The sequence below is a fragment of the Vibrio sp. Vb1574 genome (assembly GCF_033338675.1).
This window is the reverse complement of record NZ_JAWOTC010000013.1, coordinates 14,658-28,298: the sequence shown is the minus strand read 5'-3', so window position 1 is coordinate 28,298 and position 13,641 is coordinate 14,658. Positions and strand designations below refer to the sequence as shown.

Annotated in this window: 16 protein-coding genes; 12 read left to right on the top strand and 4 right to left on the bottom strand. The window is 44.1% G+C overall.

The annotated features are described in order from the left end of the window. Nucleotides 1–97: 97 nt before the first annotated feature. The 4 genes from R7O12_RS11225 (at nt 98) to R7O12_RS11210 (ending at nt 2,898) form a co-directional block, all read left to right on the top strand. Nucleotides 98–1,333 carry a tyrosine-type recombinase/integrase gene (locus tag R7O12_RS11225; RefSeq protein ID WP_213912440.1) on the top strand — a complete coding sequence of 412 codons (1,236 nt, stop codon included), beginning with the start codon at nt 98–100 and terminating at the stop codon, nt 1,331–1,333. A gap of 102 nt (nt 1,334–1,435) precedes the next feature. Continuing rightward, nucleotides 1,436–1,819 (top strand): hypothetical protein, encoded by a 384-nt coding sequence (locus tag R7O12_RS11220; protein WP_129153031.1) that lies wholly within the window; start codon nt 1,436–1,438, stop codon nt 1,817–1,819. 44 nt (nt 1,820–1,863) lie between these two features. Next, nucleotides 1,864–2,364 (top strand): hypothetical protein, encoded by a 501-nt coding sequence (locus tag R7O12_RS11215; RefSeq protein WP_213912439.1) that lies wholly within the window; start codon nt 1,864–1,866, stop codon nt 2,362–2,364. A gap of 102 nt (nt 2,365–2,466) precedes the next feature. Beyond that, nucleotides 2,467–2,898 carry a DUF2787 family protein gene (locus R7O12_RS11210; protein ID WP_025796205.1) on the top strand — a complete coding sequence of 144 codons (432 nt, stop codon included), beginning with the start codon at nt 2,467–2,469 and terminating at the stop codon, nt 2,896–2,898. Between the two features lie 530 nt (nt 2,899–3,428). Here R7O12_RS11210 and R7O12_RS11205 read toward each other — a convergent pair. The 3 genes from R7O12_RS11205 to R7O12_RS11195 all read right to left on the bottom strand — a co-directional run bounded on the left by R7O12_RS11205 (nt 3,429) and on the right by R7O12_RS11195 (nt 5,500). Further along, the gene (locus R7O12_RS11205) at nt 3,429–3,887 is read right to left on the bottom strand and encodes a hypothetical protein (RefSeq protein ID WP_025767633.1); all 459 of its coding nucleotides are present in this window, start codon (nt 3,885–3,887) and stop codon (nt 3,429–3,431) included. 230 nt (nt 3,888–4,117) lie between these two features. Beyond that, entirely contained in the window at nt 4,118–4,243 is a 126-nt protein-coding gene (locus R7O12_RS11200; RefSeq protein WP_256900693.1) for a hypothetical protein, read from the bottom strand. A 396-nt stretch (nt 4,244–4,639) separates the two neighbouring features. After that, nucleotides 4,640–5,500 (bottom strand): helix-turn-helix transcriptional regulator, encoded by an 861-nt coding sequence (locus R7O12_RS11195; protein ID WP_069543714.1) that lies wholly within the window; start codon nt 5,498–5,500, stop codon nt 4,640–4,642. A gap of 222 nt (nt 5,501–5,722) precedes the next feature. Between R7O12_RS11195 and R7O12_RS11190 the strand changes: the two genes are divergently transcribed. The 3 genes from R7O12_RS11190 to R7O12_RS11180 all read left to right on the top strand — a co-directional run bounded on the left by R7O12_RS11190 (nt 5,723) and on the right by R7O12_RS11180 (nt 6,297). After that, nucleotides 5,723–5,845 carry a hypothetical protein gene (locus R7O12_RS11190; RefSeq protein ID WP_276449501.1) on the top strand — a complete coding sequence of 41 codons (123 nt, stop codon included), beginning with the start codon at nt 5,723–5,725 and terminating at the stop codon, nt 5,843–5,845. Between the two features lie 15 nt (nt 5,846–5,860). After that, nucleotides 5,861–5,998: a hypothetical protein gene (locus R7O12_RS11185; protein WP_023585706.1), complete on the top strand. Its 138-nt coding sequence runs from the start codon at nt 5,861–5,863 to the stop codon at nt 5,996–5,998. A gap of 86 nt (nt 5,999–6,084) precedes the next feature. Continuing rightward, nucleotides 6,085–6,297, top strand: a complete 213-nt coding sequence (locus R7O12_RS11180; RefSeq protein WP_005484882.1) for a hypothetical protein — start codon at nt 6,085–6,087, stop codon at nt 6,295–6,297. Nucleotides 6,298–6,395: 98 nt separating this feature from the next. On the opposite strand, the gene R7O12_RS11175 is transcribed toward R7O12_RS11180, so the two are convergent. Continuing rightward, nucleotides 6,396–7,703: a hypothetical protein gene (locus R7O12_RS11175; protein ID WP_213912437.1), complete on the bottom strand. Its 1,308-nt coding sequence runs from the start codon at nt 7,701–7,703 to the stop codon at nt 6,396–6,398. 183 nt (nt 7,704–7,886) lie between these two features. Between R7O12_RS11175 and R7O12_RS11170 the strand changes: the two genes are divergently transcribed. The 5 genes from R7O12_RS11170 to R7O12_RS11150 all read left to right on the top strand — a co-directional run bounded on the left by R7O12_RS11170 (nt 7,887) and on the right by R7O12_RS11150 (nt 13,628). Beyond that, nucleotides 7,887–9,044: a tyrosine-type recombinase/integrase gene (locus R7O12_RS11170; protein WP_318110752.1), complete on the top strand. Its 1,158-nt coding sequence runs from the start codon at nt 7,887–7,889 to the stop codon at nt 9,042–9,044. 10 nt (nt 9,045–9,054) lie between these two features. Beyond that, entirely contained in the window at nt 9,055–9,234 is a 180-nt protein-coding gene (locus R7O12_RS11165; RefSeq protein ID WP_005484891.1) for a helix-turn-helix domain-containing protein, read from the top strand. A 377-nt stretch (nt 9,235–9,611) separates the two neighbouring features. Continuing rightward, nucleotides 9,612–10,037, top strand: coding sequence for a hypothetical protein (locus R7O12_RS11160; RefSeq protein ID WP_065274879.1), 426 nt, complete (start codon nt 9,612–9,614; stop codon nt 10,035–10,037). Nucleotides 10,038–10,104: 67 nt separating this feature from the next. Continuing rightward, entirely contained in the window at nt 10,105–12,798 is a 2,694-nt protein-coding gene (locus R7O12_RS11155) for a hypothetical protein (protein ID WP_318110753.1), read from the top strand. Between the two features lie 170 nt (nt 12,799–12,968). Beyond that, nucleotides 12,969–13,628, top strand: a complete 660-nt coding sequence (locus tag R7O12_RS11150; protein WP_213986437.1) for a hypothetical protein — start codon at nt 12,969–12,971, stop codon at nt 13,626–13,628. The last annotated feature ends 13 nt before the right edge of the window (nt 13,629–13,641 follow it).

Below are 13,641 nucleotides of genomic sequence, written 5' to 3'. Positions count from 1 at the left end.
TACCTAAAACCACTATTAATCAATGGTGTACCCGTAACTAAAGACCTCTGAAATTTATATTACTGAAGTGTGGGTATATAAATTAACGGAGGTCTAAATGAGCAAATCACAACGACTCACCACCACTTTCCTTAACAACCTTAAATCCAATCCAGCTAGCGCTAAATCTACCGATTACGAAGTCAATCTGTCCGCTATGAAGGATTCTGGTTTGCCTACTGGTGTTCGCTGCTTAGTGGGTAAGTCTGGCGGGAAACGCTTCCTTCTACGCTATACCAGTCCGGTAACAAGTAAGAAGGCAAGCATTGGTCTTGGTAAGCACCCTGAAACTGACCTCGCCACATTGCGCAAAACAGCCAAAGAGTATCGCCAGCAAATTATAGAAGGCGTTGATCCCAAGCTTGAGCGTGACAATCAGACTACCGAGAAGACGATGACTCTGGAGCGGTTCTTTGATGAAGTGTACCTGCCACTGGCTAAACAGAAACGTAGCTGGAAAGATGACGTTGCTCGGTTTCGTTTGGCAAAGTCGATACATCACATATCCATTCATGAACTAACCGCCGCCGATATCATCAAAGTCCAAATGGAGATGCAGAATGCCGTTACGATTAAGGGTAAACCGTATGCTCCTGCCTCGATAAACCGTGTTCTAGCTCTGCTCAAAACGATCAATCGTCAGGCATATAAGTTGATGGACGCGCCACTCATTGCTGACAAGGTGAGCTTGTTGAAAGAAGATAACGTGCGAACTGGGTACTTGTCCGAATCACAGCTAAAGGAGTTCATAGGTCACGCTCTGAACCATGAAGATAAAAGTATTGGCGCGTACCTAGCTTTGCTGTTTTTGACTGGCGCGAGGGATAAGGAACTGCGTTTGCGCTTGAAATCCGATGTGAATTGGGAGGAGAAAACACTCACTATTCCGCATACGAAAAACGGTAGTAGCCACGTTATTTACTTGAGTGATTACATGCTTGATATTTTGAGGTCAGTGCCTCATGTGGCGAATAATCCGTATCTCTTTCCTGGACGCAAAAAGGGTAAACCAGTAGGGCAACCTAGGCATGCTTTCAAGGCTATCAAAGCCAGGATGGGACTGCCCGACATACCTGGTGATAAAGCGAATCTAACCCTGCATTCAGCTCGTCATACGGTTGGAAGTTTGTTAGCTAGCCAAGGAGTCTCGTTACACGACATAGCCAAGCAGTTAAATCACGCTGACCTGTCATCAACAAGACGCTATTCGAAGCTGACTGTAGGGCGTCGGCGGGAGATTGGCTCTCGTTTGTCGGATATGGTGACTGCGAAGCCAGAGATACGTTGGGAATAAAGAAGTTAGGTTTAACCAGTTAATTTAGAAATGACATTAGAAAAGCCCCTGTTTAGCGACGAGCTAAACAGGGGCTTTTTCATTCTTAAACGGAGATTAGAAATGAAAACAGTAAACAAGTTTGAAGATATTCAATCACTGCCAATGCCTGATGGTGTGAAAGCAAAACTACTCGAACACCTGATAGAGCCATTCGGTGATGAAGAAAACACCAAAGCATTCTGGGATGAAGTTGGTACGACCTTGTACTTGATTGAGGAAGGGGATACCAACGAAAAACTGAATGAAGAATCTGAGGAAGATCTGCACTTCCTTCGCTTTGTTACTAATTACCCAGAATGGGTGCTGTTGTTAAACGACGATGATTGTCCTTGGCTTCTAGCGGTCGCCATAGTGACCATGGAGGGCTCAGGTGTGTACTGCTGCGCTCCAATTAACAGTCCAACGTTCCCTGTCGCCAAGTTAGCTGACCAAGCTGAATCTTAAAACCAAATTATACCTGAACAATTCCATCTCAAAGGAGGTGTCCTATGGCACGTAAATCAAACCAACAACAAGAAACAGTTCAACCTGAAATCGTAGAGGGCAATGAACAAGTCACGGTCACTGACGATCAACCAGTAGACCATTTCGCTAATATTGTGCGCGAGGGAAAAGCGAAGAAGTTAAGTCCGAAAACAGAGAACCATGTGTTCTATGAAATCGCCTTACATGACGAGGAAAACGAACTCTATATCCGTATGACTGGAAATCAGGGCTCTGGACTGCATAGTAAAGAGATGATCCCGCTTAAAGATATCACCGCTGTGCTAGATGTACAGGGTGATAAGCCGTTCAAGAGTTCAGTGCTGAAGTGTGTGTTTTCTGGACAGTCAGCGAACAACGCTGGTTTTATGGCTGCTTGTTGCAGGGGACTTGGTCTTATCATCCAGTCGGAGAAGTCAGTGTTTCTCCACGTTCTAGCGCCTGACTACGAGCAACGTCGAGATGAAATTCTCTCTCTAGTTGACGCTGAAACCAAAGCGAAATAACCCCCCAAAAAGCACATCGATTCTTACCACCAAGTCAATTCTGGCTTTCATATCGAGCACTTAACAAGAGTGCATTCCTAACAAACTAAAAGAGATTTTATTATGAACTTAACTTTTGACGTTGAGCGATTACTGCTGCCTGTCAGTGTCGATCTTCAAGATGCTTTAAACCGAGTGATCAGCGAATCAGGCAAATGGACACCCATGATCCAATCGGTGGTGATCAACTTCCGAGATTCATCCTATAGTTCGGAAAACGGCGGTTGGCACCCTGTTGAAATAAGGCTTGTTCGCCTCTACGACCAGTGGATCTTTGATTACATCACTGACTTTACGTATTGCGGTGGTCCTTATCCCGAACTGGTTAAAGAGGTGGACTTTAACTTCTCATCTGGAACAGCAAGTTTTTCCTATGTTCCGGAGCTGCCGATAACAAGTAGTGAGGTAATGGAGTTCTACTCGATGTGGGAATCCAACTTTCTCAGCTACGTCGAAATGAGCGTGTTCGATGAGATAAAAGTCACGGTGGATTAGTCCATTCGTCTGGAACCAAGTTGAAAGCACCGTATATGAACCATAAAATTGGTTACTCACTTCCTAGTGACTCAGAGGCTTCCTATTGCTCCATGTTAATCATGGTGTGATGGGAAGCCTTTTTCATTGGGGCAAGTTTTAGCAACGTTTACCCAATCCGTTGCCTTCGGGATTCAGAGGGGATGAAGTTGCTGGATTGCAATGAACGGTGAAAACACCATGGAAGGGAGCGTTAATTTTAACGAGTTTGGTTGGTTTACACTGGTGTTTTGTTATTAAAAGCTCCCATTGCTATGTCGAAGCAATGGGAGCAGTAAGGGGTGGGAAGCCTATATAAAATACCGAGAGAATGATTTGTCTGATGCTATCTCTGCTGCTAGGGGTAAAGGCTAGCCCTTATTATGCGACGAGAGGCGCCCCTTAATCTTATGTTCGTAGTTTGGCGCGAAAACTAGGGTATTTTCAACGTTGCCATACGAAATGACAACTTATCCAATGTACCCCCCAGTACAAACAGAATTAGGTATAACTTACTGACTTAGTTCGTCCAGTAGAGACAACCCTAGCTGATACTTGTCATCTAGTGCCGATGGGTGAACATGTCTCTTTATATTTGGTAGAGAGTTCAGGTAGCTGAAGAATCCGGAAGTGGTCATAGGGTATCCAGGCTCAAAATACTCTTCCTCATCATCCCCAAATGAAAACCAATGACAAAGCATTACGAGGTCTTCTTTCTCGTAAACAACCGCAGATGTGCGTGACTTTTCATGGTCGCTGTAAGCTAGAAAGTCAATGAAGATAACTTCTTGGCTTTCTGGGTTTTCCAAATGCTCTTCTGCCATCTGAATCGAGTAGTGATCCGACTCTGCGAAAAACATTTGAGTTCCCATCGTTGCTTCATGTCCCCAAGCTGCTGCCGCACACTTGGCAATTTTCTCACTTTGACAGTCGTTAAGTAGATGCTCTGTTTTATTGAATGAAATAGACATGTTTTTTGTACCTATTTTGTTTTGGTTTCGATATGCGGATTAAACATGCTTCACTTATAAAACACTAGTCTAACTGATAGATTTATAACGATATTCGTGAATGGATTGACACAAATGAACTTTTACTCAAATTTTTCACCTATTTTCAGAAGCTAGTTAAAACAGGCTAGGTGTAACAAAAGGAACTTGTCACCGGAATCTATAGTGACAAGTTCAATTCATGGCTCTGTTTATCCAGTCATCATACCCAGTAGATAGCCAACGACGGTGAAGCTTAACAAGTTAGCGATATCAACTAGGTAAAAATACGGACTGGACTGAGTGATTTGGAGCAGAGTTCGTGCATCAGACATCATGGTTATACCCCTATTAAATTACTTCTCCTACCGGAGTTATTTTAGTGTTTGCTAATTAACGACGAAAAATGGCATCATTTTGAGTTTTCCCTTGCGCGGTATCGGTTTGAGGTTTCGCTAAATCACCCCTTTCGCTTATTCCACATAGGTAAGCTCAAAATCGGTACATAGTGGCAAGTTGATGGTTAGGAGGGGCTTTAGCGGCGCAGTGAAACGACATTATGTCGTGGTTCTTTGGTGTCTTGGAGCTGTGCTTCTAGAGAGAACACTAGGGCGTTATTTATTAACGTGGCATCGTGATGAAACGATACTCATGTACAGCAAATAAAGTATTTGGATCATCATGATCTAATTGCTCAGTAAGCTGATCGGTTTCAGTAGTCTAAAACGTGTTGACTACTTGTAACGATCCAATGTGGCGTGGAGATCGCGTATCAGTTCAAGCTTAAGGCTGACAGGGGAAAGCACCTCGACTTGAGGTATCCAAGACTTCAACAAAGGCAAGATATCGCTCAATCTTGATACTCGACTGCTAACCAACAAACTACCGTCGCTCAGTTCTTTCAATAGCTGCTGGTGGGGAAGAATCATACCTTCAAGAAAGTGCGGAGCTGCTTCCCTATCAACCTGTACAAGCACTTCTGCATCATCCGGAGTTAGCCACTCCATCCCTTGTTTATATATCTCCTCGTGGACTTTTTGACTCGGTTTGTATTTATCTTCCCTGCGGTGAATCCGTGAAATATTCGGCAGTCGGTACGAATGTAGCTGGTCACAGTAGGTCGCAGCGAGGAACCAGATACCACGGTCATTCACCAAGCGATAGGGATGGGCAGATTCAAACGTTTTGCCATTGTAGGTAAGGTCAATAACAGAGTGAGTGGTAATAACTTCGGTCAACTGTCTAAACAGCGCATCGAACTTCCCGATGGATTCGGAGCGTGGATTCTTAAACAGAACGGGGGTGTGACCGTTGAACTTGTAATGATTAGGTAGTAGCGCAGACAAACCCGTATCGTGCAGTACCTTGTTGGTATTCGCATTACCATTATTTCGAGTTACCGGATCTAACCGATAACCCTCATTGGTGCGGATAATTGGAGCGTTGACTAGCCTTTCATTGAAATCGCGTCTCAGGGTTTTCTCACTTACCTGATAATCCGCTACCAACTGCTCAGGGGAGAGCACTTCTCCCATAAACAATCTCGTCAATATGTCACCTAGTCTTAAAGCTAGCTTTTCACTCTTATCGCTCATGCTACTAGCGTACGGTTTCCTCTGGACAGGTTGAGGGCAAAACATTTTTAAATGTTTCAAACCGTCGCGCACTGAGATTTGGCATAGCTTTCATCGGATAAGGCAGGGCAATGACGATGACTATTTTCACACTCATTCTGCGGTCTTGGACATACCCTGTCCGAGCGCAGTGGGATAATACACAACGTAGATTTACTACAACGTCAATTAAAGGAAACTATAATGAAAGTGACATTCATTAAGCCACTTATGGCATCAGGTTATTCATGCCGCTCTTTAGGTTGTCCCGGTTGGGTCAGTAAGGGCGGATCATGTGATACATGCGGCGCAATGGATTACAGCTAAGAAGGAGTATTCGTTATGGGCGGTTGGACAGAAGACCAAGGTGACTATGATGATGGCACAGAAGATTCTGGCTTCAGTCAGGACTTCGACATGGAACCGGGCGACGATGGTTGGCTCGGCGGTGACTTCATGGCTGATGATGACGATGATTAAGTTATCTTGATAATTTGAATATATCTAAGGGCGATATCAGCAATGGTGTCGCCCTTTTTCGTACCTGTGAGAAAAGGAGAAGCTATATGGAATCACTCCCCGAAGAAAGCGCTATTAAGGTATATCACCCTGAACGTGATAGCTCTGTGAAATATGAAGTTGAGTTAAGTGAATCTGGAGCTCGTAAGGGCATGATTATTGGTGGAATGATAGGCTCAAAGGTTCCCCATCCTCTAGGCACTCCTGTTGGCGTAGTCGTAGGGGGGATCGTTGGTGCAATTTGGGGCAAGGCTGACTAAAGAAATAGTAGGGATGGTTTGTCCCTACTTTTTTCTTTATCGTAACTTATGGGAAGTGTTTTCCCTTTATCTCGTCGGGCTTTTTCCTCTGTGTTCATTTAGCCCGTTGGGGAATTAATACCATTCTTAATTTCACACGGCCATGTGAGCAAGATAGGTTTCGTTTTATATGCTTGAGGTCTTTCAATGAACATTTTGGGTGTAACGATATCGTGAAACTCTGTCAGCGAGAGCGATTGGTGCATACGTTGCAAGATATATCTTATGCTGCGTTTGCCGATATGTCCCTCCGATGTTGAGAGCTTTACGTTACATGTGTGAATTTTTCTTTGTCTAACAATTGTGTGTTTTTTGTCAGGTAACGATGGCTCCCAAAAGTTGAACTTATTGAATAATATCTGACCAGTAAACGGGTTAGGTACGTCTTGCTGAAAGTCTTGCTCGATGGTGGCTTTATATTTTATTCGACTTTTGTCACTAATAACGAGTTCGAGCGTTAATTGATTACGGTTTTTAATTGCATACACTGAGTAAGTGCTGTCTCTACTACTAAGATATTTGTAGAGCGGATTTAGGTTGGTAATTTTGAACGGGATGTATTTGATACTTTTGCTTGGTTTAACCAAGAGATAGATAAGGTACGTGCTCTGTTCGTCGTCTTTCTCGTCAGTTTCGCCACGCGTATCGTCATAATAATCTAAGTAATTATGAGTGGTTGTCTCAATCTCTTTGCTTTCTTTGGTATCAGCTTTACTATCTTTGTTATCAACCTCGTCGTTAATGGTGTTAAAGATAACGAGTTTGGCATCTAAGAGCTGTTTGTTAGCTACTTTATTGGTACTTGGTTGACCAATATGTTTTTTGTAGAACTTGAGATTCGTTTCTATTAGGTGCTTTTCTGCTGGTGGTGATGCTCTGCGTACGGCTTCAAGAAGCAACTGATGGCTTTCTTCTTCGTACTTTCGCTCGGTTGAAATGAAGTTTCCCAAGAGCTGGATAAATTCTCGGTTTTGTTTATACCAGGGTGGGAAGTCTAGAATATCTACCGTGATTGGCATCTCTATATCTTGGTATGCCTCGTCTTTACTGCTGTCCAATTCTACAATGCTGCTCTCGATTAAAGTGAGCGCAATTCTTTTCTTGTTTGACAATTCTTTCAATGGCTTGAGCGTTTTAATGTGCTTAGTTTTATAAGTGGAATGTGCGGAACGCTTTGGGAACGACTGGTGTAACCCTGCTTTTTTAAAGGCACTTTCCAATGCTGCGGTAGCTTTATCAGGACTGAAGCCAAATAGCCGCTGTAGGGTAATGATGAGCAAGTGCTTGTTATGAATTGATAAGGGTTTAGCTTTTGGCGTGAAAAGGTAAACCGTTTTTTCATAGAGTACGGGTTTTCTTCTAGGCATATTAAATCAAACAAAATGGTTCCTTAATCTGTGCATACTAACTAGTTAATCTCTTTGTATGAACTCTTTTTTCTTACGGTGCATCATATTTTATGGTCTGTAGAGGGAGTCGTGTGGTCGGCACTCTTCAGTCAGTGTCACCTTAATCTTTGCTCACGATTTACTTATACGGAGTGAGATATTGTGAGCACTACACCGATAGAAATGAACCAGAAGTTACTTAACGCCTTGCCTCGTCCTGCTAAGGGCGAGCAAGGTGTTGAGTATCCTTGGAAGAAAAACCCCCGATTGCGCGTACTTGTGACCGCGAAGAGTATGCGCTGGATTGTTCGCCTTGGCTGGAAAGGAAAGCGTTACTACGAGTCGTTTGGGACTTACCCCGAAATGAAGTTTGCTGAATTCAATCAGTTGGCTTACCAATTTATCGCTGATGTTCAGTCTGGGGCATACCAGAAGGGGTCGCGTTTGACTGTACAACAGTTCTTTGATGACGTTGTACTTCCATACAGTCGTAATCATCACCGCGATTCTAAGACCTTTTTATCCCGCTCTAAGCGCGTAATGGCTGCGTTTGGTAAAGAGCGTGTTACGGACGTGACTCGCCGTGATGTTGAGCGGTTTCTCAATTCACTTACTGACTTAAGTCATGCGTCTATTAACCGCTATCACGCCTTCTTGTCGAAACTTTTTTCGATGGCGGTTGAGCACGAGATTATCGATAAAAGTCCAGTAAAGGGCGTTAAAAAGAGGGTGGAGAACAATGCGAAAGACCGAGTGTTGTCCTCGAAAGAAGCGGAAAGCTTTTGTCGGAATGCGTGTGCTGAACCTAACTTTCTACATGCGAGTGCGCTGATGTTGAGTTTGTTGACAGGTATGCGCATTGGTAATGTGATTAGCCTGACTCGATCTATGCTTGCGGATGACCTTTCTTCTGCGCTCCTGCTGATGACTAAGTCTGGTAAATCACAGCGCGTCTATTTCTCCGAGCCAGCAAAACGCCTGATCCGTAAATGTCTCAAAGTGTCGTTCAACGATTGGGTGTTCCCTTCGTTAAAGAACAAAGGTGAGCACATTGCCTACCCACGCGCTTGTATGGAGCGCATTCAGCTTGCCATGAAGCAAGAAGGCTGTCTGGACGCACCTTTTACTATCCACGATCTTCGCCGCACTTACGCAACCCAAATGTTGATTGCGACGAACGATATCCGTCTCGCGCAGCAAAGCCTTGGTCATTCCAATGTGAATGTCACCGAGCGTTACGCCTACTATCAAAATACCCATTTAGCGCAAGCCTCTCAGCAGACCGTTGACGCCATGCTACCTAACTTACAAATCGATTAAGGAGTTCGACATGTCCAGAGTACTAACAATTGAAGAATTTGCTGAAATGTACGGCTTAAACCCGGCAACCGTACGAACTAATGTAACTCGCAACCCTAAAAGCTTACCGCCAGTGATGCGCATAGGCCGCAGTGTGCGCTTCTTGCGTAGTGAGGTTGAGCGTTGGGAGAAAGAGATGACAATGCATTAACACAGTAATATCTCTCAATAGAGATAAAAGCCCAAAGGCGTCCGTTAGGACGCCTTTGGGCTTTTTAGTATCTGCCTATGAAAATCAAACAAAAGTGTACCGAAGATCGAGCTTTTTACTATCACAGCATTGACGATTGATATTTCTTCTAGCGCCTTTCGTGACTGGGGATCTCCGCTTGAGATTCTTTGGTCTTAAATATCAAGGTCAGTTGTTTTGTGGTTTGTCGACTCTATTCCCTTCTTAGTTGAGTGCTTTCTTTCATCCCTAATATGGACCTCAGCAACGCAGCGATTCTCTCGCTTGGTTGTTCTCGAGGGGGCAGCGAGCTTCTTCGCTGCTCTTTAACAATTCAATTTTAGAAGGAAAAATAAAAAATGAACGCAATGTTTGTAAAAACGAAATCTGGTGTCGCGAATGTGGCTAACGGCAAAACAGTATTAGCGTCTGATGATCGCTTAGTGGTGTTGGATAAGAACTGTCACTTGATTCTTAACGAGTCTGGCGATCAAGTTGGTGAGCTGTTCGATAAGATCTTAAAAGCGGTGAAGCCAGAGAAAGGAAAGTGCTTGATGTTGGAAAGTGGAAGCTGGATTCACGCGAGTGCGATCTCCAACGCTTTCATTTCAGGTAAGTCTGGAGCGCTTCTGATTACGGCGACGAATAGCGATAACCTACTCGCGATGTTTACTCCCGAAGAATACTCAGATCTAGACGGTTTACGAGATGCGATTGTTGATGCGCTGATATCGTTTTCTGAAGGCAATGATTTGCCAACGGTGGACTGGTCAGAATATCGATAAGACCTATCTTTTAACCCTTTCAAAAAGATGCCTTCGGGCATCTTTTTGCGTATCTGGAGTAAACCTAATGAGTAAAAATTTTAATTGGTTAGAGCAGTCTTCTGACTTAAGCATGGACAACCTAGCAACATCCGGTTGGACTGAGGAAGAAGCGGTAAGTGCTTGGGGTGAAGCTCAACCGAGTGAGCCTGCTTCTTTTGATGGCGTAAAGCGCAAAGCTAAATCCATAGTGCTCCGCAAACCCAAAAAGAAGAAGCAAACCAAGCGTAAAAAGCGAAAGGCAACACCGTTCTTTGAACGTCCCGTGATAGCCATGGATACTGAGTATGTGGAGTCTGAATGCGGAGGCTACAACCGTATCTTGAGCTACCAATTCGCGGTTCTGTTCCAGGGCAAGTTATCAACTATTATCTTGTTCCCTGATTCGACCAAAAAATCGGGACGGCTGGCACTGGACAAATGCTTGGTTCAGGCTATAGAAAAAGCGATGGAAGATGAAGTACTTGATAAGTGGCCGACAGACATCATTTTGTGCGCCCATTGGCTATCGGCGGATTTGTTTAACTTCAGCCAAGCCTTTGATCAGTTAAAGACCCACGTAAAAGGGTTGCGTAAGACGGTGGCGAGTCTTGATGACGTATACGGACTAGAACTTGATAAAGTCATGTCTCGACGTATCGATAAAGAGCCTCTCAATGTTCACGACAAATCCCGCAATCGACACACCTTGTATATCACGTTTTACGACACCATGCTGCTTTCACCCAATGGATCATCATTAGCCTCTGTCGGAGAGCTATTGAAGATTCCAAAGGTAGAAATCCCAGAGCCTTACTCTATCTCTCGAATGGATGAGTTTCTGGAAGCACAACCGGAGAAATTCGCTGAGTATGCAATTACTGATTCAATTATCAGTGCTCGTCATTTCGAGCGTGTTTCTTCCTTCTGTCAAAATACACTCGGTCTAAATTCGGTTCCGTTCACCATCGGTGGTATTGCCGTTAAAGCCTTTGTTAATAGTTTGGAGGATAAGCGCGGTTACCGTGGTTTGTTTGGTTTTGAGAAGGTGACTAAAGAAGTGTGGCCTTCTGACCGAAGTAAACCGCTAACGATAACTCGTGATGTGCCTGTAACAGCTCGCATGACATTAGAGCATTTTTCGACCATGGCCTACCATGGAGGACGCAACGAGTCATTTATCGCTGGTCCTACTCCTATTGATACTTGGCGAGATTATGACGTTCCATCATGTTATTCGGCGATTACGCTAGGTCTGCGAGAGTTAGATTACGACCAGATGTACATGACCAGAGATCTGAAAGAGCTGTTTGGAGACAAATGTGCTTTGGCTTGGGTTGAGTTTAAGTTCCCTGAACATACTCGCTTCCCAAGTTTAGCCGTTCGATCTGAGTATGGATTGATATTTCCGCTATCGGGTGAGACGCACTGTACAGGTCATGAGCTTGAAGTTGCTTATAGCCAAGGTGCAGAAATTATCATCAAGCAAGCGTTTGTCGTGCCCTGGAAGAATGATAAACGAATCTTCGAAGACTTCATGCGCTGGGGGCGAGAACGGCGTAAGTCATTAGTTAAAAATAGCTTTGACGAGAAATTGACTAAGGAAATGTTGAATAGTTGCTATGGAAAGCTAGCTCAATCGTTGCGCCCAAAGAGGTCGTTCGATATCCAAGTTGGTTACTCTACACAACTACCACCATCGACTTTGACCAACCCATTTTTCGCCGCTTACACGACTGGCTTAGCTAGAGCCTTGTTGGGGGAAATGCTTCATAGCATCCCCGATGACAAGGTTGTTGTTTCAGTGACGACAGACGGCTTCCTGACTAATGCTGATCTGAATGAAATAGACTTAAAAGGTCCTATTTGTCAGCGGTTCCGAGAGCTCTACCACCGTATAGACCCAACTGGCGGTGAAGTACTAGAACTCAAGCATCAAGCGAAGCAACTGATCGGTGCTAAGACTCGTGCTCAGTACACCGTTATAGAGAGTGAAGGTTTTGAGCCAATACTGGCTAAAGGTGGCGTTAAAGTCGATCCAACCATCAATGACCAAAGTGCTTATATGGTGGATAAATATTTAACCCGTAAACCAGGTGACAAAGTTGATGGTAGCTACCTGACACCGAACCGGATGCGCTTTTTAGAACATAAGGATTTGATGCTTGAGAAGCGGTCTATCTTCCTGAATATGGAATATGATCAAAAGCGACAGCTCCTAAATCCGGTAATGGTTGACGTGAAAGGACGGAGTCATATTGCGCTTGAAACCAAGCCACACAAGTCTTTGGATGAGATGCTGTTTACACGATTGCGCTTTGATCGCTGGCGCAAGTCTCATGTTCTAAAAAACTTTGATGATTGGTGTTCATGGCAAGACCGTTTAGTAATGGCAGAAAGTACCAGTCACAAAGACGTTCGCTTAAAGGCTGATGAGACTTCGGAAAGCTTAATGGCGCGGTTGTTTTTGCGTTTCTATGCTCATGAGAAAAATGGCATGAGAAAGAAGGACATTACCGCCAAAGCATTAGCTGAGTGGTTAACAGATAACGGCTATCTGACTAAAGCGACCGCTGTTCGTAGTGCTAAGAACGCCAAATTGATTGAAGGCGCTGTACCGATGACTGAGCTAACCATCAGTTTAGCTCGCTTAATAGTCTCGAAGTTTCCTGACTTCGAAGTTGAAATCCTCTTCAACCCTGAATCTCGTTCCTCACTGCGAGAAGCTCTCAACGCCCGTTGAGATCGTAAATATTGACCTATCGAAAGCCCTTATCTCAAAGGGCTTTTTTACCAATCAACCATTGCACCGTTGGGGATATAAGAAACCCAACCTCACACGCAATGACATTTATTCAAATCCACAGCCGTCATTCCGGCGGCTAACTCAATAAAATTTTAAGGAGCATTATTATGGCTAATAAAAAATTTAACTTTTACGCATCGGTAAATAACAACATAGCTCGTATCGTAAAAACATGGACTGAATGTGAGAAAATTATTGCTAAACCCGGTGGTAAGAAGAAGGGGGCTTACACCTACAAACAAGCCGAAGAATGCTTGCAGGAGTTAGTAGTTGAACGTGATGCTCGCCTTGCACGCAGTAAGCCTAAGAGAAATCGATACAGTAATTCTCGACCAAAAGAAGATTTAAGCTTTTTGAGTACTTTCACAGCAAGACCTACGAAAAAGACCATTACCTGTAAGCTTGGTGTTGGCGGTAAGGGTTCGACTGTTTCGGTTGTAGGTGGTGACACGCAAGTATTTGAAGTTAAGAAATCTACAGTATCAGCAATGCGCTACCAGCTCTGTATGCACACATTAAACATCGCTAAAAGTTTGCTAGATCAGGAGGTGAGTTCTATTGAGATTAAAGGGATGGATGCCGCGACGATAAAAACGCTCACTGAATGGGCACCGAAGTGGAAGCAACAGAGCTGGGTGAAACCTAACGGACAGCCGAGACCGAACGCAGAACTCGTGCGCGAAATGCTGGCGTTATATGAGCAGATTAAATCCAAGGTCAGCCTCGGTGACTGTAAAACCCCTGAATATGACGACGCACCATTCTAACTAAACATTAAGT